This is a genomic window from Haematobacter missouriensis (genome assembly GCF_000740775.1).
Taxonomy (GTDB): Bacteria; Pseudomonadota; Alphaproteobacteria; order Rhodobacterales; family Rhodobacteraceae; genus Haematobacter; species Haematobacter missouriensis.
Genome location: NZ_JFGS01000013.1, coordinates 76,823 through 98,047, shown reverse-complemented (window position 1 = coordinate 98,047; position 21,225 = coordinate 76,823). Strand labels below are relative to the sequence as shown.

At 62.7% G+C, this 21,225-nt stretch carries 20 protein-coding genes; 14 read left to right on the top strand and 6 right to left on the bottom strand.

The window, feature by feature from the left end; all coding sequences use genetic code 11:
- Nucleotides 1-10: 10 nt before the first annotated feature.
- Entirely contained in the window at nucleotides 11-1,144 is a 1,134-nt protein-coding gene (locus CG51_RS10235; RefSeq protein WP_084695139.1) for an FAD-dependent oxidoreductase, read from the bottom strand.
- 130 nt (nucleotides 1,145-1,274) lie between these two features.
- On the opposite strand from CG51_RS10235, the gene CG51_RS10230 reads away from it, so the two are divergent.
- The 4 genes from CG51_RS10230 to CG51_RS10215 all read left to right on the top strand — a co-directional run bounded on the left by CG51_RS10230 (nucleotide 1,275) and on the right by CG51_RS10215 (nucleotide 4,607).
- Nucleotides 1,275-2,165 carry a helix-turn-helix domain-containing protein gene (locus CG51_RS10230; protein WP_198947720.1) on the top strand — a complete coding sequence of 297 codons (891 nt, stop codon included), beginning with the start codon at nucleotides 1,275-1,277 and terminating at the stop codon, nucleotides 2,163-2,165.
- 74 nt (nucleotides 2,166-2,239) lie between these two features.
- Complete coding sequence (locus CG51_RS19145; protein WP_051930392.1) at nucleotides 2,240-2,815, top strand: NIPSNAP family protein; 576 nt, start codon at nucleotides 2,240-2,242, stop codon at nucleotides 2,813-2,815.
- A gap of 17 nt (nucleotides 2,816-2,832) precedes the next feature.
- A complete protein-coding gene (gene pobA / locus CG51_RS10220) occupies nucleotides 2,833-4,002 on the top strand; it encodes a 4-hydroxybenzoate 3-monooxygenase (RefSeq protein ID WP_035744571.1) in 1,170 nt (389 codons plus the stop codon).
- Between the two features lie 92 nt (nucleotides 4,003-4,094).
- The gene (locus CG51_RS10215; RefSeq protein ID WP_051930390.1) at nucleotides 4,095-4,607 is read left to right on the top strand and encodes a MarR family winged helix-turn-helix transcriptional regulator; all 513 of its coding nucleotides are present in this window, start codon (nucleotides 4,095-4,097) and stop codon (nucleotides 4,605-4,607) included.
- Nucleotides 4,608-4,634: 27 nt separating this feature from the next.
- On the opposite strand, the gene CG51_RS10210 is transcribed toward CG51_RS10215, so the two are convergent.
- From CG51_RS10210 to CG51_RS10195, 4 genes are all read right to left on the bottom strand, one after another.
- The gene (locus CG51_RS10210; RefSeq protein ID WP_035744568.1) at nucleotides 4,635-5,951 is read right to left on the bottom strand and encodes an MFS transporter; all 1,317 of its coding nucleotides are present in this window, start codon (nucleotides 5,949-5,951) and stop codon (nucleotides 4,635-4,637) included.
- Nucleotides 5,952-6,094: 143 nt separating this feature from the next.
- Entirely contained in the window at nucleotides 6,095-7,591 is a 1,497-nt protein-coding gene (scpC, locus tag CG51_RS10205; protein ID WP_035744565.1) for a succinyl-CoA:acetate CoA-transferase ScpC, read from the bottom strand.
- A 157-nt stretch (nucleotides 7,592-7,748) separates the two neighbouring features.
- Nucleotides 7,749-9,014 carry an MFS transporter gene (locus tag CG51_RS10200; protein ID WP_035744562.1) on the bottom strand — a complete coding sequence of 422 codons (1,266 nt, stop codon included), beginning with the start codon at nucleotides 9,012-9,014 and terminating at the stop codon, nucleotides 7,749-7,751.
- Between the two features lie 268 nt (nucleotides 9,015-9,282).
- Nucleotides 9,283-9,870 carry a lytic transglycosylase domain-containing protein gene (locus tag CG51_RS10195; protein ID WP_088233835.1) on the bottom strand — a complete coding sequence of 196 codons (588 nt, stop codon included), beginning with the start codon at nucleotides 9,868-9,870 and terminating at the stop codon, nucleotides 9,283-9,285.
- Between the two features lie 166 nt (nucleotides 9,871-10,036).
- On the opposite strand from CG51_RS10195, the gene ssb reads away from it, so the two are divergent.
- From ssb to CG51_RS10150, 10 genes are all read left to right on the top strand, one after another.
- Entirely contained in the window at nucleotides 10,037-10,558 is a 522-nt protein-coding gene (gene ssb, locus CG51_RS10190) for a single-stranded DNA-binding protein (RefSeq protein ID WP_035744556.1), read from the top strand.
- A gap of 380 nt (nucleotides 10,559-10,938) precedes the next feature.
- Nucleotides 10,939-11,070: a hypothetical protein gene (locus CG51_RS20935; RefSeq protein WP_269845388.1), complete on the top strand. Its 132-nt coding sequence runs from the start codon at nucleotides 10,939-10,941 to the stop codon at nucleotides 11,068-11,070.
- 48 nt (nucleotides 11,071-11,118) lie between these two features.
- Entirely contained in the window at nucleotides 11,119-12,018 is a 900-nt protein-coding gene (locus tag CG51_RS10185; RefSeq protein WP_035744553.1) for a LysR family transcriptional regulator, read from the top strand.
- Between the two features lie 66 nt (nucleotides 12,019-12,084).
- Nucleotides 12,085-12,573: a formate dehydrogenase subunit gamma gene (locus tag CG51_RS10180; RefSeq protein ID WP_035744550.1), complete on the top strand. Its 489-nt coding sequence runs from the start codon at nucleotides 12,085-12,087 to the stop codon at nucleotides 12,571-12,573.
- On the top strand, nucleotides 12,570-14,096 hold the full coding sequence (locus CG51_RS10175; RefSeq protein ID WP_035744547.1) for a formate dehydrogenase beta subunit: 1,527 nt from the start codon (nucleotides 12,570-12,572) through the stop codon (nucleotides 14,094-14,096). The genes CG51_RS10180 and CG51_RS10175 overlap by 4 nt, the downstream gene beginning before the upstream one ends.
- A gap of 85 nt (nucleotides 14,097-14,181) precedes the next feature.
- Nucleotides 14,182-17,073 carry a formate dehydrogenase subunit alpha gene (gene fdhF / locus CG51_RS10170; protein WP_035744544.1) on the top strand — a complete coding sequence of 964 codons (2,892 nt, stop codon included), beginning with the start codon at nucleotides 14,182-14,184 and terminating at the stop codon, nucleotides 17,071-17,073.
- 10 nt (nucleotides 17,074-17,083) lie between these two features.
- A complete protein-coding gene (locus CG51_RS10165) occupies nucleotides 17,084-17,320 on the top strand; it encodes a formate dehydrogenase subunit delta (protein WP_035744541.1) in 237 nt (78 codons plus the stop codon).
- Complete coding sequence (gene mobA / locus CG51_RS10160) at nucleotides 17,321-17,935, top strand: molybdenum cofactor guanylyltransferase MobA (RefSeq protein ID WP_035744539.1); 615 nt, start codon at nucleotides 17,321-17,323, stop codon at nucleotides 17,933-17,935.
- Nucleotides 17,932-19,272, top strand: a complete 1,341-nt coding sequence (gene fdhD, locus CG51_RS20390; protein WP_084695138.1) for a formate dehydrogenase accessory sulfurtransferase FdhD — start codon at nucleotides 17,932-17,934, stop codon at nucleotides 19,270-19,272. Before mobA ends, fdhD begins: the two co-directional genes overlap by 4 nt.
- The gene (locus CG51_RS10150) at nucleotides 19,269-20,396 is read left to right on the top strand and encodes a molybdopterin molybdotransferase MoeA (RefSeq protein ID WP_035744536.1); all 1,128 of its coding nucleotides are present in this window, start codon (nucleotides 19,269-19,271) and stop codon (nucleotides 20,394-20,396) included. The genes fdhD and CG51_RS10150 overlap by 4 nt, the downstream gene beginning before the upstream one ends.
- Here CG51_RS10150 and CG51_RS10145 read toward each other — a convergent pair.
- Nucleotides 20,393-21,151: a carbon-nitrogen hydrolase family protein gene (locus tag CG51_RS10145; RefSeq protein ID WP_035744534.1), complete on the bottom strand. Its 759-nt coding sequence runs from the start codon at nucleotides 21,149-21,151 to the stop codon at nucleotides 20,393-20,395. The two genes, CG51_RS10150 and CG51_RS10145, sit on opposite strands and share 4 nt — an antisense overlap.
- Nucleotides 21,152-21,225 lie beyond the last annotated feature (74 nt).

Here is a 21,225-nt window from a genome sequence, read left to right as displayed (position 1 = left end):
AATCAGCGACTTACTTGGAGAATGTGGGATGATAGCTGTTCGACTCATTGGTGAACCGCTTGCCCGTGGACAGGACCGCGATCATGCCGGGTTTGTAGCGGTCGAGCAGGTGCGGGAAGATGCCCTCCTTGCCGCCCCGTCCCGGAACACGCGAAACCGGCATCCATGCCGCGGGCTCGGGATAGCGGGCGTCAAACGCGCCCCCGACCTCCTCACCAAGACGGATACCATCGCCGGTGTTCTCCAATGGAACAGGAGAGTGATGCGTCTTGCCGGCACGGAGATGCGAATAGGATTGCGCCCGGCGTGCGAGGTCGTTGGCATAGCCGCCACAGGCCAGAACAACGCCCTTCCGCGCTGTGATCCGCGCCTTGACCTCACCGCCGACCTCGGCGCCTACGACACGGTCTCCTTCCCGGACCAGAGACAGAGCGGGGGCATCGGTCAGGATCGGAATGCCCAGCGAGAGGGCAGACTTGGCCAGCCGCGCAGCGAGCGCATTGCCACTCGTCACCTGAACGCCGCGGCCATGGCGGATAACCTCAACCCCGTGGGCCGCAAGCCGCTTTGCGACATAGGCGAACGACTTCAACGATTTGGTTGCGTTGAAGAAATGCTTGATGTCCGCGTTGGACGAATTGAACATCATTCCCATGAAGGTGATGGTGGACAGTGGCGGACGCAGGCGCTTCAGATCATCGCCCAGCACGCTCGCGTCATAGGGGGCAGCGAGCACCGAACGTCCGACATCCACCCCCCCTTCGACATCGGGATGATAGTCGGGATAAAGGGTGGGAACGAACTTTACATCCGTCTCCCGTTCGAACCAATCCACCATTTCGGGTCCGGCCTTCAGGAAGGCTTCGACCGCTTCCGGCTGATACCAGTTGCCGGTTTCGGCACGCATGTAGCGGCGTGCGGTGTCGATGCTATCGGTGGCGTTCTGTGCCTTGCCGTGGTTGGTGCCTGGAATCCAGAGGACGCCGCCCGAGAATGCCGTCGTGCCACCAAAGACCGAGGCCTTTTCGATTACGATCACCTCAAGCCCGAGCTTTCGCGCAACGATCGCTGTCGCCAGACCGCCGGCACCGGAACCGATCACGAGCACGTCGCAGTTTCTGTCTGTCGCGGAGACTTTCGCCATGGCTCCCCTCCATGATTACATGTTGCGTTCGCAACAGTGGATAGCTTAGGGCCGCGTGGCGATCAATGGACCTTTCACGTTCCCTATGGCACAATTCCGCAACGAAACGCATGACGGGCGACACTGTCCCATGATGGATCGCCCAGCAGCCATCCCTCGCTACTACCTTTATGGCGATCCGGCCCGGGACGTGGAGCTGGACTTTCTGCACGTGGAGCCGATCCTTGACCGTTCCGGGCCGAACGACTGGACGATCCGCCCGCATTTCCATCCCGATCATTCACAGGTGATGTTCGTGGCACAGGGCGGCGGCGAGGTGCGGCTGGAGGAAGCGGTGTACAAACTCTACGCCCCGACGTTCATCGTCATTCCGGCCGGCGTCGTTCATGAGATCCGGTTTCAGGAGAATACCGAGGGCCACGTCCTGACGGCGGCACTCGTGGGGTTGCGGGCGGCCGCGCGGGACGATGCGGCTCTGCTCCGGGCGGCCACGACTGCGGGCGTTCTACCGCTCCGGAATAGCGGTCTGGACCCAACCGGAGTTTCCCTGTTGCTGAACGACATGACGCGGGAATTCGTCTGGCAAGCACCGGGGCGGCGTGCGGCGCTGCTTGCGCAATACACGCGGCTTCTGGTCTTCGTTTTACGTGCGGGCGACGCGGCGGAAGCTCCGCCACCCGACCGCGACCTGGATCTGCTGAATCGTTACCGGGCGCTGATCGAAACCCACTTCCGGCACGAGCGAGCGCCCTCTTTCTATGCTCGGGCGCTTGCCGTCACTCCGGCGCGGCTGAACGCCGCGTGTCGGGCGCGGGCGGAGACCACCGCCTCCGACCTGCTCTACCAGCGCATACTGATCGAGGCAAAGCGCCATCTTGCCTATACCGACCATACGGTCGGTGAGGTGGCGCATATCGCCGGCTTCGACGATCCCGCCTATTTCAGCCGGTTCTTTTCCCGCCACGTTGGCCTTTCGCCGGGGGCCTATCGCCAATCGGTGCGCGCAGGCGCGGCGGGCTGACGTCCAAGCTTTTCACTCGATCGTCCATTTCTCTTTTTCGCAGCTACTGACAGGGTCAGCGGCGGAGGACTTCCATGCTTTACGAACTTCGCACCTATCGGCTTCAGCCGGGCACGGCGCCACGCTATCTTGATCTTCTGCGGCGCGAGGGATTGCCCCTGGTGACCCGTCACCTGCCGCTGCTTGGCTACTGGATGACAGAGACCGGACGGCTCAACGTCATCCACCATTTATGGGCCTATGAGGATTGGAACGACCGGGCTGCCTGCCGCGCGAGCCTCGGAACGGAGAAAGCCTGGGGTGAGGGGTTCATTCCGCGCGCCTTCGTGGATGTCGTTGCGCAAGAGAACCTGTTTCTGGTCACGGAACGGACGACGCCCGTCTTTGATGCCGCTGTGGCCAGCCGCCGCACGGAACATCCTGCCGAATCCCCCGAAACACCGCTCTTTTCTGCAGATTGCGGGGCACTGGCCCTCTCGGATGCGCCGCTCGCAGAAGACGCCGACGCCATAGCCGTGTTTCGCGTGCAGTCGGGACAGCGGCCGGGAAGCGTGCTGACGCTCTGGCCGGCGCGCGCGGGACTTCAAATCGCTCCGGGCGCGGCCGCCTGGCACGAAATCATCCGGCCGCTCGGTTTTTCGCCGCTCTGATGGCCAAGGGAGGACACATGAAAACTCAAATCTGCATTATCGGCGGCGGTCCTTCCGGCCTGTTGCTGTCGCAAATCCTGCATCGCGCGGGCATCGACACCATCGTGTTGGAACGCAAGAGCCGGGACTACGTGCTCTCCCGCATCCGCGCCGGCGTTTTGGAGCAGGGCACCTGCGAGTTGCTGCGCGAGGCAGGTGTCGGCGCCCGCATGGACGCCGAAGGTTATGTTCACGACGGCACGATCTTTACCGCGGGCGGGCGTCAAATCCACATCGACTTCAAGAAGTTGGTGGACAAGACCGTCATGATCTATGGTCAGACGGAAGTGACCCGCGATCTGTATGAGGCGCGCGACGCAATGGATGGGGTCGTCGTGCACGAGGCGGACGGCGTGACGGTCCACGACGCAGACAGCACCGCCCCCTATGTCACCTACGTCAAGGATGGCACGGAGCATCGCGTGGATTGCGATTATGTCTGCGCCTGCGATGGTTTCCACGGCGTCGGTCGCAAGACCATCCCCGACGGTATCCGAAAGGAATATGAACATGTCTACCCCTTTGGCTGGCTAGGCATTCTATCCGAAACACCGCCGCTGCTCGATGAGTTGGTCTATGCGCGTCATGAACGCGGGTTCGCGCTCTGTTCCATGCGCAACGCTCATCTGAGCCGTTACTACCTTCAAGTGCCGCTGACTGACCCGATCGAAGGCTGGACCGATGAACGGTTCTGGGATGAACTGAAGCGCCGCCTTCCTGAAGAACTGGCGGACAAACTGGTCACTGGCCCCTCGATCGAGAAATCCATCGCCCCCCTTCGCAGCTTCATCAGCGAGCCCATGCGCTGGGGCAGGCTGTTTCTGGCGGGCGACGCGGGCCATATTGTGCCCCCGACCGGCGCGAAGGGTCTGAACCTGGCCGCATCCGACGTCTATTACCTGTCACGCGCTCTCAAGTCCCGCTATGCGGGAGAGGGAGAGGCGCTGCTCGACCGTTATTCGGAAACCGCTCTGGCACGAGTATGGAAGGCTTCCCGCTTCTCCTGGAGCATGACGCGTATGCTCCATAGCTTTCCCGCGGAAGGTGAGTTCCTCAAAAGAATGCAGGAAACCGAGTTGGATTATCTTGCCGGTTCACGCGCGTTCCAGACCTCCATCGCGGAGAATTACGTGGGTCTTCCCTACTGATATTCCGGGTTAGGAACGCATCGCCATCCCGGCCCCGGCTGGACAGAGAAGCTTTCTGAGGATATCACGGCGGAAACCGAAGGTTTCACGCCGTGGATCAGATTTCTCATCAGCATCTCCCGGACGGGCCGGATCGAGGGGAGGCGTTCGACCTCGCCCGCTGCATTGGTGCCATCACAACAAGTCTCTCCAACAAACTGTCGAGCGGTGCGTCGCATGAATACAGACGGCTCTTCGACTTCGGTATCGTGGAATGGCGAGTGCTCTGTCAGCTTGCTGCCGAGCCATGGTCGATCGGAGCGCACCTTTCCAACAGCATTGGATTGGACAAGGCTTCAATCAGCCGGAGCCTTAGCCTTCTCGCCGGCCGCGGGTTGATCGAAATGCGGGAAGGCGATGGTCGGCGACGCGAAGCCGCCCTCACCGAAGCGGGCTGGGCCATGCACCGGCGGGTGTTGACGGTCGCGCGCGCGCGGGAGGCTGCGTTGCTCACCGGCTTTTCAGCCGAGGAGACAAATACGCTTCTCAGTTTGCTGAACCGCCTGCTCGCCAACCTGCCGGAGGTGGAGGCGGATGGGGCGCGGCGGATGAAAGGCGAGAAATAGGGGCAGGCCAGCGGCCCGCCCCCTGCCTCACCGTGCGCGGATAAACCATGCTGCGGCCGCGGCGATCAATAGCGGCAGGGCAAAGATCGCCATCAGCGTCGAGAGCGTGACGCCCTGCCCGATCAGCCAGCCGCCCAGAAGTGGCCCGATCACCGCGCCGAAGCGCCCGACGCCCATCGCCCAGCCGATCCCCGTGCTCCGCACAGCTGCAGGATAAAGCTCCGCAGCAAGACCGTAAAAGGCATTGAATCCCCCATTTGTCGCCATCCCGGCAAGGAACGCCATCGCCAGCGTCATTGCGAGCGGCATGGAGAGCGCGCCAAACAAGGCGATCAGGCAGGCCGCGATCACCATTGTGATCGTGGTCACACGCGGCAGGCCGTGCCGACTCCCGAGCCAACCCACGATGAGCGTACCGACGAAGCCGCCAAGGTTGAACAGGGCACCCGCATAGATCGCTCGATCCAGCGGCAGCCCGGCGCGAACGGAAAGCTGCGTGATCCACGAGACGACGAAGTAGAAGGTCATGAACCCCATGAAGATGCCGAGCCAGAGGCAGAGCGTCCCGATCTTACGACCGCCTCCGAACACCTCGCCCGCATCATAGGTTCGCGTTGCGGCAGGCTTGGGGGGCAGACGATCCAGCACCTCTTCGCCCAACCGGGATCTTAGCCGGTTCAGCCGCGCAAGCGCGTTGCGCGGTTGTTTTCGCAGAAGATAGTCTTGGGATTCCGGCAGGATCAGAAAGATCACCGGAATGACGATGAGCGAGATGGTTCCCGCCCCAAGGAGCATGAAGCGCCAACCGTGCACGGGTAACAGATGTGCGCTGAGCAGGCCCGTCGTCACCGCGCCCAACGGGTAACCGGCGATCGCCATGCTGACCACGAGCCCGCGACGTGCCGGCGGAGCGAAATCCGCAGCAATTGCCGTCACGCCTGCCAGAATGGCGCCGATGCCAATTCCAATGACGAACCGGGCCGCCACAAGCTCTGTCAACGTTTGTGCGAAACTGCTGACCAACATGCAAAAGGTGATGATGCTCAGCATGCTGATAATCAGCGGCCGTCGTCCCCATTTATCCGCCAGCGGCGCGACGAAGAGGCAGCCGATCGTCATGCCGGCGAGGCTCGCGCTGAAGATGATGCCAAGATTTTCCGGTGTCAGGCCCCAATCCGCCGCCAATACGGGCGCGATATAGGACATGATGACGATATCCATGCCGTCCAGCGCGTTCAGCAGAAAGCTCAACGCGACAACGGCGATGCGAACGGGCGTCCAGCCGATATCGACCGCAGCCCTCCCTGGGCGCGCGGTGGGCGCCGAAAAGTCAGCGCTGCTCATACGCTGATCTCATGCGATATCGCGCTGGCCGCAAGGCCTGCGTGGTAACTCCTCCACAACACGGATTTCCTCCCTCAAGGACCGCAGCATATATGTTGCGATCCCTACTATATCAGTGTTGCGAAATCAACATCAACGCTGCGTCAGTCCATCCGCCCTGTTTCCCGCAAGCGGACATGCCAAGACATCGCTTCTTCCAGCACATGCGGCGTATGACCACTGCGGGTCAGCGCGCGGGCATAGTAATCCTCGATCCGCGGGCGCCACGCAGGATGAACGCAATTGGCGATGATTACCCGCGCCCGCTCCCGTGGCGCAAGACCCCGCAGATCCGCCAAGCCCTGTTCGGTCACCAGAATATCCACGTCGTGCTCGGTATGATCGACATGGCTCACCATCGGCACAACGCAGGATATGCTGCCACCTTTTGCGATGGATTTTGTCACGAAAACAGATAGATAGGCGTTCCTGGCAAAGTCACCCGAGCCACCTATACCGTTCATCATCTGCGTCCCCGTCACGTGGGTCGAGTTGACATTGCCATAGATGTCGAACTCCAGCGCCGTATTGATGGCGATGATCCCCAGACGCCGAACGACCTCCGGGTGGTTGGAGATTTCCTGCGGGCGAAGCAGAAGCTTCGGTTTGAACTCTGCAAAGCGCGGCAGCATCTGCGCGTATTTCCGAGCGGAAAGGGTCACCGAGGAGCCGGAGGCAAAGGTCATCTTTCCGGCATCCATCAGATCGAAGGTCGAGTCCTGCAGAACCTCGGAATACATCTTCAGATCATGGAACGGCGTGTCCAGAAACCCGTGCAGCACAGCATTTGCGATGGTGCCGATCCCTGCCTGAAGCGGAGCGAGCCGCTCGTCAAGCCGTCCCTGTCGCACCTCATGCATCAGAAACTCGGTGAGGTGACCCGCAATGGCGCGCGTGTCCTCGTCGGGGTCGAGAATGGTGGATGAACTGTCCTGCTTCTCCGTCAGAACGATAGCCGCGATCTTTTCCGGCGGGATCGGGATATATGGCAAGCCTACGCGGCTCTCGGGCGTGACGACCGGAATGGGCATACGGTTGGGGCGATGGCTTGGTATGTAGATGTCGTGAAGCCCCTCCAGCCCGACCGGCTGGCTCAGGTTGATCTCCACAATCACTTTCGGCGCAAGGATGGCGAAGGAGGCGGAGTTTCCAACCGATGTCGTGGGCACCACCCCGCCATTCTCGGTGATGGCAACCGCTTCGATCACAGCGATGTCGACACCAGCGATCTGGCGATTTCTGAGCTGCTCGACGGTTTCGGAGAGGTGCTGATCGATGAACATCACCTCTCCCGCGTTGATCTTCTTCCGCAGGAAGGGATCGGACTGGAAAGGTATGCGCCGGGAGATTGCATGAGCTTCGGCCAAGGTCTTGTCCAGATCGTTGCCAAGGCTCGCGCCTGTCATCAGTGTAATCTGCAAAGGCTCCTTGCGCGCGCGCTCGGCAAGCGCAAGCGGCACGGCCTTTGCCTCTCCGGCCCGCGTAAAACCCGACATGCCGAGCACCATGCCATCCCCGATAAGACGCGCTGCTTCCTCGGCCGACATGATCCGGTCACGAAGGCCGGCATGGCGTATGCGATCATCGAGGTTATGGGTCATGCGCTCCTCCTGATTTGGCTTATTGAAGAGTGCTAAGTGGCGTAGGTGAGAAACTCAATCCTGAGGCAGCCATGCGACGTTTGCATGGCTACGCCGCAAAGCAAACGGCCCCGGCAGGAACCGGGGCCGAAACAATATCATGTCATCCTCTGGTGCGTCAGCGGTACACGCGAACCACGCTGAGCGAGAGGGCGAGCGCTCCGATAAGACCAACGGCTGCGAAGATGAAGAACCCCCACGGATGGCCAAGTCCGAGACTCACCAGCATTCCGCCGACGAGCGGCCCCATGATGGCGCCGATACGACCGACACCCGCCGAGAGGCCTATGGCCGTCGCCCGGACCTCCGGGGGATGGTTCGCGGCGGTGAAGGCATATACCAGCACCTGCGCAGAAAACACGAAGCAGCCCGTGAGGAACACCACCGGATAGAGCAGCGAGAGCGGCATACGGATCGCCAGCAGCGCAAGCAGGACAGCGCCGGCAAAGAACCAAAGGCAGGCCGCGCGCTTCAGCCCTATCGCGTCACCGACGCGTCCGGCGACGATCAGCCCCACGATCGCCCCGACGTTCAGCAGGAGCAGGAACCACAGCCCGCGTTGCAACCCATAGTCCGCCGCCACCATCAGAGCGGGAAGCCATGTGTTCAGACCGTAAACCAGCAGCAACCCCATGAAGGAGGTCACCCAGATCGCGACGCTGTTACGCAGAAAGCCGGGTCCGATCAGCTTGCTGGGGGAGACGCGCTCCGCTTTCGGCGGGGGTTCGGACAGAGTCAGGCCATAGGCGCTGGCGATACGTTCGGCCTCTGCCCGCCGCCCTTGCGACAGCAGGAACGCCGGAGACTCGGGGAGCAATTTGATCATGAGCGGTATGAGCACGAAACCCGGAATCGCTCCTGCTAGGAACATGGCCCGCCAGCCGAATGGCGCAAGCAGAATAAGACCAAGGATCGCCGTTGCCACGGCACCCACGTGATACCCGGTCATCACCGTGGTGCTCGCCTTTCCCGCCTTGCCGCGGGAGAACTCCGTCACCAGTGCAATGGCCGTCGGCAGGCACCCACCCAGGCCGAAGCCAGCAAGGAAGCGGAATACTCCGAGTTGGAAGGGCGTCCCGGCAATCGCGCACCCCAGTGTCATCACCGAAAAAAATCCCACTGCCCAGAGCATCGCCTTGCGCCGACCGATCCGGTCTGTCGCCCAGCCGATGGAAAGCGCCCCCAACGTCATGCCGATCAGGCTTGCCGTGGAGATCGCGGTAGCTTGGGCCGTAGTCATCCAAGGTGCGGCGGGATCGGTCATCGTCGGAATAAGAGCACCCAGAACAACCAGGTCGAACCCGTCCAGCACGACCGCTGCCCAGCAGAGTAGCGCCACCATGCTCAGACCGCCCGAGGCGGTCGAATCTCTTCTCATAGTCATGTTCTCCCCTCGATCCCCCTGCCGGCTCCTCAGAAACGCACGGCGGTCGGACCTGCGCCAATGCTTGGCATTTATCCGAAAGATGGAAGGTTCGGTAATGGAACAAATGCTTCCCGGCAATTCAGGAACACAAATCACCCACATTTCCGGCGAGAATTAAGAAACTACGGACATCTCTCATAACGCTACAGTAATATCTGTTTATCACCCAGATTATTGATACCGCAACATGCAGAAGAGAAGGAGGAGCAGTTGCGTTGTCGTCGAATCATCCGTTGCCGAGAATTGCGACAACGTACGACTGGGTTTCCTGATATGGCGGCACGCCACCATGCTGCTCCACCGCCCCCGGACCGGCGTTGTACGCCGCCAGCGCCAGACGCCAGTCCCCAAAACGCTCGAACATCCTGCGGAGGTAGCGAGCGCCCCCTTCAAGGTTCTGATGCGGATCGTTGACGTCCACGCCCAGCAGAACCGCCGTATCCGGCATAAGCTGCGCCAACCCGGTCGCGCCCTTGTGGGAAACCGCTTGGGGGTTCCAACCTGATTCACGCTGCACAAGGCGAAGAAACAGCTCTTCAGGCACATTGTGCTTGCGCGCGGCGCCTCGGGCGACCGCCAGATATTGGCCTTTGTAATTCCCGGCATACTTGGGAAGAGCAAGGGGCTTGCGGTCCACGGTCTTTGGCTGAAGCCGCGTTGAACTCTGGTATTGATCGGAGAGACGCGTATCCAGAAGCCGTGTCTGGCTCTGAAAAAGCTGCATTCTCGATTTGGTTGACCGTGTTGCCGTCAGCCCTTCCGCCGCAACCGTACTTGCACTGCCCAGCATCACCGCAACGGCGGTGAGCGTCATGACTGTGTGACGCATGTTCAGATGTCCCCGCTCGGGTTCTTCTTATCGGCGGCAATCTTAGTAATAATCTACGCCCTGACCAGCGGAAATCTGCGGGAACGCAATAGTCGGTTGGCCTCGCCCCCTCGTCGCGGTTATGTGGGGCAAGCAAGGAATCGGAGGCGACATGGCGGGTTCGGTCAACAAGGTTATTCTGGTCGGCAATCTGGGCCGCGACCCGGAAGTCAGGAGCTTTCAGAACGGCGGCAAGGTCTGCAACCTGCGGATTGCAACCTCGGAGAATTGGCGCGACCGGCAATCCGGTGAGCGCAAGGAGCGGACGGAGTGGCACACTGTCGCAATCTTCTCTGAACCGCTGGTCAAGATTGCCGAGCAATATCTCCGCAAAGGGTCCAAGGTTTACATCGAGGGCCAGCTTGAAACGCGCAAGTGGCAGGACCAGTCAGGTCAGGACCGCTACTCCACGGAAATCGTCCTGCGCCCGTTCCGCGGTGAGCTGACGCTTCTCGACGGCCGCGGCGAGGGCGGAAGTGGTGGAGGTGGCGGAAGCCAGGGTGGCGGCTACGATAGTGGCTACGACGATGGTCCTTCCTATGGCGGTCAGGGCGGCGGCCAAGGCGGAGGGCGTTCGGGCGGTGGCTACGGCGGCGGACGGTCCAACGATCTTGACGACGAAATTCCTTTTTAAACAATAATATATAAGACAATTTTCATGCGGTATGTGAGAATTGTTGGAACTTTGAGAAGCGAATGCAGCACATTTGAGAGCTGGCGGATACCGCTGGCTCTCAAGGCGGTGTTGGCGGTATTTCAGTGTTCCGCCGCAAGCTCACCGCTCACGTAAAGTCCGCCATCCGCATCCCATAAGCACTACGAAGAAATCCGGCCCGAACGCCTTAAGCTGCCTATTCTGCACAACACTTGTTAGGCGGCGCGCTCCCCGTCACCCATGCTTGAAGTTTCGGAGACGCGAAACCGCTTCCGCCATTTTGGGAATAGACTCGGGTGCCGCGATCACCAGCCGTGCTAGCGTGCTAGGCATCGGAGAGCCGGGGGAGGAGCAATAGCATGGATCGCAAGCGCGCGCCGAATTCTGTTCCCTTGCACACCCAAGGCTCCACCACCGATGGCGGAGAAGGTCAGGCGAAACAAGGCCGGCTTGATGCCGCGCCCGACCGCAGTGTCGCGGGTGTCGCCTGACAGATGTTCCGATCACGGCCTGAATGACAGGGCACAGGAGGAAGCGCCATGATCGACAAACTCGAGATGTTCATCGCTCTGGCAAACGAGCGACACTTCGGTCGCGCGGCGGAGGCCGTGGGCGTAACACAACCGACGCTCTCCTCCGCCATCCGGCAGTTGGAGGATATCCTTGGCGTGCAGCTGGTGCGTCGTGGCGCCCGATTCGAGGCGCTGACGCCGGAGGGGGAGCGCGTCTATGCACGCGCACTCGTTATCGTCGGGGACGTCCGGGCCATGCGCGAGGAGATGCGCGCGGCCCGGATCGGTTTGTCAGGCGAGTTGCGGATCGGGGTCATCCCCACCGCGCTGCCCATGGTTCACCGGCTGATCGCACCCTATAGCGAGCGTCACCCGGAAGTGACGTTCCGCATTCTCTCGCGCGCCGCGACAGAGATCATGGAGGAGATCGACCGGCTCGAACTGGATGCCGGCATCAACTACACCGGCGACAGCAAACGGCACCTCGAAATCCCGCTTTATGAAGAGGATTACTGTCTGCTCGTGGCCGCCGATGCCGAGGAAGCGGGCCGGGACAGCGTAAGCTGGGCGGAGGTGGGCCGCCTGCCCCTCTGCCTGCTGACCACCGACATGCAGAACCGCCGGATCATTGACCGTCTGCTGGAAGCAGCAGGCACACCGGCCCGCCCGATCGTCGAGTCGAATTCCACCATCGTTCTGGCAAGCCACGTCGCCACGGGTCGTTGGGCCTCCGTCATGCCGGTGCTGATCGCGGAGAGCCTTGGGACCGGGCGCGGGCTTGTTGTCGCTATTCCCATCCGCCGGTCCCGGGCGGGCAATCCGGGACGGATGGTGGGTCTGATTGTGGCGCGACGGGATCCACATAGCCCGACGGTGAACGCGCTTCTTACGGAAGCGAGAACGCTGGTTGATAGAAAACTCCTATAGCTCCACGGAAAGTCGGAATTGATCGGTCCGCCACGATGCCTAAAATGGTCATCGAGGGAGGAGCCGATGCAAGCATTCAAGCCAGCCGTGCCCATTGCCGATCTGGAAGCCCAGATGGCCGCGATCATCGCAAATCACATTGGGCGGGAAGGCCCGTTGTTGCCGCTTCTGCACGAGGTTCAGGAAACCTTCGGCTTTGTTCCCGAGGGTGCTGTGCCGCTAATGGCGGCAGCGCTCAATCTCAGTCGTGCTGAGGTTCATGGCGTTGTCAGTTTCTATCACGACTTCCGCAAGGCGCCTGCCGGGCGGCACGTCCTGCGGCTGTGCCGTGCGGAAGCTTGTCAGGCGGTGGGGGCGGATGCTTTGGGGGACCATGTTCGCCGTGCGCTCGGAATCGACTGGCACGGCACCACGCCGGACGGCGCCGTAACATTGGAGCCGGTGTTCTGCCTCGGCCTGTGCGCCTGCGGCCCGTCCGCGCAAATCGACGGGCGGCTTGTCGGGCGGGCCGATGAGTCGCTGCTGGATGGCATCATCGCGGAGGCACGGGCATGAGGATTTATGTCCCGAGAGATGCCGCGGCGAAGGCACTTGGTGCGGACAAGGTGGCCGCTGCTGTCCTCGCAGAAGCGGCGCGGCGCGGGTTGCAGGTTGATCTGATCCGCAACGGATCGCGCGGAATGGTTTGGCTTGAGCCGCTGGTGGAGGTTGTCACCGACCTTGGCCGCATGGCCTTCGGCCCCATGGAGCCCGACGATGTCGCCCGGCTGTTTGATGCGCCGGAAACCCATCCGAAGGCACTTGGCCTGACGGAGGAGCTGCCGTGGATGGTGCGCCAGACGCGGCTGACATTCGCGCGTGTCGGCGTCATCGACCCGCTGGCTCTCAAGGAGTACGAACTTCATCATGGTCTGAAGGGGTTGAAACGTGCCCTCTCCATGACGCCGGCGGAGGTAGTGAAGGAAGTGACGGACTCCGGCCTTCGGGGTCGCGGCGGTGCAGGCTTTCCCACCGGCATTAAGTGGAAGACCGTTCATGATGCACCCGGCCCCCGGAAGTACATCGTCTGCAACGCCGATGAGGGAGATAGCGCCACATTCGCGGACCGGATGCTCATGGAGGGCGATCCCTTCTGCCTGATCGAAGGCATGGCCATTGCGGGCATCGCCGTGGGTGCAACGCGCGGATATCTGTACACCCGCTCCGAATATCCCGATGCAATAGAGATGATGGAAGCCGCCATCCGCATCGCGCGGGCCGAGGGCCTGCTTGGTCCGAATGTGCTGGGATCGGGTTATGCCTTCGACATGGAGGTTCGCACGGGTGCAGGCGCCTATGTCTGCGGCGAGGAAACCTCGCTCCTGAACAGTCTGGAGGGGAAGCGTGGGACCGTGCGTGCAAAGCCGCCGCTCCCGGCACTTGAGGGTTTTCTTGGCCGACCGACAGTAGTCAACAACGTTATATCGCTTGCCTCCGTGCCTATCATCATGGATCGCGGGGCGGCGTTTTACCGGAACTTCGGCATCGGACGTTCGCACGGTACCATGCCCCTCCAGATCGCCGGAAATGTGCGGCATGGAGGGCTGTTCGAGACGGCCTTCGGCCTTACGCTGGGCGAAATCGTTGAGGATATCGGCGGAGGGACCCGCACCGGCAGGCCGGTGAAGGCCGTTCAGATCGGCGGACCTCTCGGCGCCTATTTTCCGCGCGATCTTTTCGATACCCCATTCGGCTACGAAGAATTCACGGCGGCGGGTGGCCTAATTGGCCACGCGGGGCTGACTGTATTCGATGACAGTGCTGACATGCTGAAGCTCGCCCGCTTCGCTATGGAGTTCTGCGCCATCGAATCCTGTGGCAAATGCACACCCTGCCGCATCGGAGCGGTTCGGGGCATGGAGACGCTGGACCGCATCGCCGCAGGTGATGCGGCGGCCATGCCGGTGTTGGCATCACTCTGCGATACCATGAAGGCGGGTTCGCTCTGCGCGCTCGGTGGCTTCACGCCGTATCCCGTCATGTCCGCAGTCACCCATTTTCCCGATGACTTCGCACTTCAGAAGGAGGCTGCGGAATGATTGCCCTCATCGCGCGATGGCTCGGCCTCGTGGCGCCTGTTCCTGTGCGCCTCCCCATTCGCAACTGCCGCATCGGAGACAGGTCATGAAGGATTTCATCATCCCCGACGATCGCGATTTTGGCACGCCCCGGTCAAAGTCAAAGACGATGGTCAGCCTGACCATCGACGGGTTTGAAGTGACTGTACCGGAGGGCACCTCGATCATGCGGGCGGCCGCCGAAATCGGCATCACCGTGCCCAAACTGTGCGCCTCCGACAATCTGGAGGCCTTTGGCTCCTGCCGTCTGTGTCTGGTGGAGATCGAAGGGCGCAACGGAACGCCTGCCTCCTGCACCACGCCGGTGGCACCGGGCATCAAGGTCAAGACCCAGACCGGACGCCTGAAGGACCTGCGGCGCGGGGTGATGGAGCTTTACATCTCCGACCATCCGCTGGATTGCCTGACCTGCGCTGCGAACGGAGATTGCGAGCTGCAGGACATGGCCGGTGCAGTCGGCCTGCGCGAGGTGCGCTATACCGCGCCCGCGGGCGGCATGGCCACGCATTTTGCCCGCAACACATCCGGCGAGGCCAATCCGCAATGGCTCCCCAAGGACGAATCGAACCCGTATTTCACCTATGATCCCGCGAAGTGCATCGTCTGCAACCGTTGCGTGCGCGCCTGCGAGGAAGTGCAGGGCACCTTCGCGCTGACCATCACGGGACGGGGATTTGACAGTCGTGTGGCGGCGGGCGCCGCGGGCGACAGTTTCCTGACCTCCGATTGCGTGTCTTGCGGCGCCTGTGTGCAGGCCTGCCCCACGGCGACGCTGCAGGAGAAATCCGTCATCGAAATCGGCACGCCTGACCGCTCCATCGTGACCACCTGCGCCTATTGCGGTGTCGGCTGTCAGTTCAAGGCGGAGATGCGGGGCGACGAGCTTGTCCGCATGGTACCCTGGAAGGAGGGCAAGGCGAACCACGGCCATTCCTGCGTGAAGGGCCGGTTCGCCTGGGGCTACGCCATGCACCCTGACCGAGTCCTGTCGCCCATGATCCGCGAAACCATCAACGATCCTTGGCGCGAAGTGTCGTGGGAAGAAGCTCTGACCTTTGCGGCGGATCGGCTGAAGGGCATACAGCAGCGCTACGGCCGGAATTCCGTCGGCGTCATCACCTCTTCCCGCTGCACGAACGAGGAAACCTACCTCGTGCAGAAGCTGACCCGCGCCGTTTTCGGCAACAACAACACCGATACCTGCGCCCGCGTCTGCCATTCGCCTACTGGCTACGGCCTCGGCCAGACCTTTGGCACCTCTGCGGGAACGCAGGATTTCGACTCGGTCGAGGCTGCGGACGTCATCATGGTGATCGGCGCCAATCCGGTTTCCGGCCATCCCGTGTTCGCCAGCCGGATGCGGAAGCGGCTGCGGCAGGGCGCGAAACTCATCGTGATCGACCCGCGCCGGACAGAGATGGTGGAAGGCCCGCATGTAAAGGCGGACCACCACCTTCCTCTCCGGCCCGGGACCAACGTGGCCGTCGTCACAGCCATCGCTCATGTCATCGTGACCGAAGGGCTGGTTAACGAGACCTTCGTCCGTGAGCGCTGCGACTGGGACGAGTACGAGGATTACGCCGAATTCGTCTCCGACCCGCGCCACAGTCCCGAGGCGACCGAGGCGCTGACCGGCGTTCCGGCGGCGGAACTGCGCGCGGCGGCCCGACTCTATGCCACTGGCGGGAATGCGGCGATCTATTACGGACTGGGCGTGACGGAGCACAGCCAGGGCTCCACCACCGTCATCGGCATAGCGAACCTCGCCATGCTGACTGGAAACATCGGCCGTAAGGGCGTAGGCGTGAACCCGCTCCGCGGACAGAACAACGTGCAGGGCTCCTGCGACATGGGTTCCTTCCCGCATGAGCTGCCGGGCTACCGCCATGTGAAGAACGCCGACGCGCGAGCGATCTATGAGACGGAATGGGGTGTGACCATCGACCCGGAGCCGGGTCTGCGCATCCCGAACATGCTCGACGCCGCCGTTGAGGGCGGTTTCAAGGGGCTTTATTGTCAGGGTGAGGACATCCTGCAGTCGGACCCGGACACGAAACACGTCTCTGCCGGGCTGGCGGCGATGGAATGCGTCATCGTCCACGATCTGTTCCTGAACGAGACGGCGCACTACGCGCATGTCTTTCTGCCGGGTTCCTCCTTCCTTGAAAAGGACGGCACCTTCACCAACGCGGAACGCCGGATCAACCGCGTGCGTAAGGTGATGGCCCCGAAGGCGACCTATGCGGATTGGGAAGTCACCCAGATGCTGGCAAATGCCATGGGGGCGGACTGGCGCTACACCCATCCTTCTCAGATCATGGCGGAAATCGCCCGCACCACACCCACCTTCACCGGCGTCAGCTACGACCGCCTGGACTGGATGGGGTCGGTGCAGTGGCCCTGCAACGACGAGGCTCCGGAAGGCACGCCGATCATGCATGTGGACCATTTCGTACGCGGTAAAGGCAAGCTGATCCGTACGGAATATGTGGCCACGGATGAACGGACCGGGCCACGTTTCCCACTGCTCCTGACCACTGGGCGGATCCTGAGCCAGTATAACGTCGGTGCACAGACCCGGAGGACAGCCAACACCGCCTGGCACGCGGAGGATGTGCTGGAGATCCATCCGCATGATGCGGAGGTGCGTGGCATACGACAGGGCGACTGGGTCCGGCTCGCATCCCGCGCCGGAGAGACAGCACTCCGGGCCGAACTGACGGATCGGGTAAGCCCCGGCGTGGTCTATACCACCTTCCACCATCCCGAAACTCAGGCTAACGTGATCACGACCGACTATTCCGACTGGGCGACCAACTGCCCGGAATACAAGGTGACCGCTGTGCAGGTGGCGCCCTCCAATGGGCCGAGCACTTGGCAGGAGGAATATGCCGCTCTGGCGGAACGCTCACGGCGCGTTCTGCCAGCAGCGGAGTGAGTGAGGGGTGATGAGCAATACGGACGAACGGCTGGTCCGCATGGCGAACCAGATCGCGCTTTTCATGGAAACCAAGCCGCCGGGAGAAGCCGCCTCCGGATTGGCTTCACATATCAACGACTATTGGGATCCGCGTATGCGATCGCGACTCTTATTCCTTGCCACGGAATCCGAGGGTGACGCGTTGCGCGCCCTCGTCCGGGAAGCGCTGCCGGCGATCCGCAGGCCTGCGGCCGAGCGGCTCTGAATGGTCGACAAGCAGCTGCCTGCGGTGATCCTCGCTGGGGGCCTGTCGCGACGCATGGGCGGAGGCGACAAGGCGCTTAGACGTCTCGGCAGCGGAACGCTCCTTTCATATGTGATCACACGCATGAGCGCGCAGGCGTTTCCATTGGCGTTGAATGCCAACGGAGACGTCAAGCGTTTCGATGTTGACCTGCCGGTTCTCGCCGACACCATTTCCGATCATCCGGGACCGCTTGCGGGCATAATGGCCGGGATGGAATGGGCGGCAGCCGCAGAGGCCGACTGGATCGTCACAGCGGCCTGCGATACGCCCTTCCTGCCAGCCGATCTGGTTGCGCGCCTTCGTGCGCGGCAAGAGGAAACCCGCGCTGCCGTGGTCCTTGCGGCCAGTGGAAATGAGGGGAGGCCCGTTGCCCATCCCACCTTCGGCCTGTGGTCCACCGCGCTCGCCCCTGCCCTACGCCGAGATATCACGGAGGGTACCCGCCGTATTCGTGATGCGGCACAACGCGCAGGGATGGTGCTTGCCATGTTCGACGGCGATCCATTTTTCAACGTCAATACGCCCGAAGAACTGGATGAAGCCCGCCACCGGCTCGCAGAGTCCTGGGTATGAGGGTGTTCGGCATCACCGGCTGGAAGAACAGCGGCAAGACCGGGTTGATGGAACGGCTTGTCACTGAACTCACCCGCGTTGGCTACCGCGTCTCGACGCTGAAGCACGCCCATCACGACGCCGATGTCGATGAGCCGGGCCGGGACAGCTACCGCCACCGGGCAGCGGGCGCGGAGGAGGTGTTGCTCTCCACCTCGCAACGCTGGGCCTTGATGCATGAGCTGCGTGGAGCGCCGGAACCCTCCCTTGCAGATCATCTTGCCCGCCTCCAACCTGTTGACATCGTGCTGGTGGAGGGTTGGAAGCGTGACAAGCATCCTAAGATCGAATGCCATCGGGCAGAGACCGGAAGCCCTTTGATACAGCCCGGCGATTCGACGATCCGCGGCGTGGCGAGCGATAGCCTGACGGCAGGTAGCCTCACGGTTCCCGTGCTTGATCTGGACGACACGGCCGCTATTGCAGCGTTCATCCTCAGGGAGACGGAGCCAAGAACGCCACCCGCCCTATCGCCACCCTTTCCCAGTCAGCGCAGCATCCGCCGCCTGAGGTTCGGAGCTGAGCAGGTCAGTGACGGAGAGCGTGTTCTACCCGCGGAAACGGCGGTGGCCCTCTCCTATAACGGGTCCACGCAGGCGGTGATGATGGCAACGCCGGAGGATCTGCACGATTTCGCCCTGGGCTATTCCCTGACCGAAGGCATCGCTCGTCCTGCTGAACTCGAGCGGATCGAGGCTGTCGCGACCCCCCGGGGGATCGACCTTCAGATCTGGCTGGCCCCGGGGGCCGAAGCCAGGCAAGTTGCCCGGCGGCGGCAAAGCTTCGGGCCGATGGGATGCGGTCTTTGCGGGATCGAGAGCCTTGAGGAAGTTCTGCGGGACGTGCCCCGCGTCGCAACCCCGCCGTGGACCGTGAGGGCGGAAGACATCGCCCCGGCGGTGGCGGGGATCGGGGCGCAGCAGCGGCTCCGGGCGCAGAGCGGTGCTCTCCATGCGGCTGCCTTCTGGCAACCTGCGCGGGGGATCGTCATGGTGCGGGAGGATGTCGGACGCCACAATGCGCTCGACAAACTCTGCGGAGCGTTGAATACCGCCAATATGGATCCGACCTCTGGTGGCGTGGTGATGACTAGCCGTCTCTCCATCGACCTTGTGCAGAAATGCGCAATGCTGGGTACGCCCCTGCTCATCGCCGTCTCCGCCCCTACCGCAGAAGCGGTGGCCCTTGCGGAGCGGTCCGGCATCACGCTGATCACTCTCGCCGGAGCGGCGGGATGCGATGTCTGGAGCCATCCGGCGCGCGTGAGCGAACCCGCATTGCAGGTTCCGCTCCGATGACGATGCCGGCGTGCATCGGCCCGGTTTCTCTCTCCGTGGCAGAGGCGGCTTTAGGGGCGCTGGCCCAACCGGTGATCGGGGTGGAGCGGATTCCGCTGGCTGCGGCCAAGGGCCGAATTCTGGCGGAACCACTTCTCTCCCCGCTGGACCTGCCGCGTTTCGACCTAGCTGCGATGGATGGTTTTGCGCTCGCCGGTGACGCGCCGGGAGGGATGATCGTTGAGAATGCGATGCCCATTCGAACCGGCGCCCCGCTTCCGTCAGGAGCGGACCGGGTGGTGATGCTGGAAGAGGTGGAGCGTCAAGCCGACCGCATCCGCTGTCGCCGCCTCCCCAAAAGGTGGGAGAATGTGCGCCGTGCGGGATCGGAGCTTCGCCAGGGCGACACCGTGTTGAGCGCGGGGGCCCGCGTCACACCCGCCACCGCCCTCGCGGCGGCCATGGTCGGCGTGGACACGCTTTCCCTTCGGCGCCGGGTCCGCGTGGGATTCTTCTGCACCGGAAACGAAATCGCACCTCCGGGCACGCCTCTCGCGCCCGGGCAGGTCTGGAACGCAAATCGCCCGTTCCTGGCGTCCATACTCGCCCGGACTGAAGTTGATCTGCAGGATGCCGGCGACCTTCCGGACGACCCGGGTTCCATCACAGCCGCGCTCGCCGATCTGGCCGGATGCGACCTGATCGTCACCACGGGCGGGTCTTCTGTCGGAGAGGCCGACCATATGGCGGCGGCATTCCGTCGGGCGGGTGGGCAGTTCGCGGTGCGTGGCGTAGCCCTCAAGCCCGGAAAGCCGGTCATGATCGGACGGATCGGCGCAGCTCTCTGGCTCGGGCTGCCGGGGACGCCGGTGGCTGCCTTCACCTGCTGGCATCTGTTCGGCGAGCCTTTGCTGCGCGGGCTGGCAAGCCTGCCAATGGTCGAGCGTCGCACGGAAACCGCCGCTTTCACCGCCTTCCCCCGCTGCGGTCGGTCGGAGGTCGTGCTCGTGCGGCTGGAGCGGGGCGTGGCACAGGCGCTGCCGCTCCTGCCTACCGCTACCGCCATCGCGGACGGGCTCGCGATTCTGCCCGACACAGGTTCAGAGCTGCATCCGGGTGACGCGATCACCGTCCTGCCCGTCTAGCCGAGCCGCCGCGCCTTCAACTGCCGCGCGCCCTCTGTCTCGGCGCGTGGTGGAAGTTCTGCGATCAGCAGTGCCTCCCCCGCCCCGGCAGAGGCCAGGACCATCCCATCAGGCGCCACAATCACCGAGCCGCCACCATACGTCAGCCCTGCTTCCGTCCCAGCATAATTGGCATATGCAATGGCTATACCCGACTCCGCCGCCCGCGCGCGGACAAGCACTTCCGGCACATGTGGGAAGGCTGCGGGATTGGCGGTGGGAACGAGCAGCATCTCCACACCCTGAACCGCCAGGGCACGTGCGTGTTCGGGGAACTCGATGTCATAGCAGATCAGCAGCCCCGCAGACCGGTCCTCCAGCGAAAACGTCTCGTAATCGTCTCCCGGAACGAATGTCCGCGTTTCATCCGGCCCATAGGGCTGGATTTTTCGGTAATGCGCGCGCTCCGTGCCATCCGCATCAAAGAACGTCGCAGCGTTCCACAACCGGCCTTCCGCCCGCTCGGCCCAGCCGACCACAAGCCCCGCCCCCGCCGCGCCTGCCAGAGTGGAGAGCCGCGCCCGCCAAACAGCACCCTCCGCCTCACTCACCTGCGAATGGAGGTCGAAACGGTTGTAGCCCGGCAGGTAAAGCTCCGGCGTGACCAGAACATCTGCACCGGCAAGCGCGGCGGCACGGAGTTGGGCTTCCAGACGGCGAAAAGCGGCCTCTACATCTCCGTCGGTCGGCGGCGCCTGATAGACGGCGAGTTTCATGGGCTTTCCTCCCAAGCGAAATTTTGAGCATAGTTCTGCCACGAGACAGGCGCTCTGGCCAGCAGCGGCGCGCA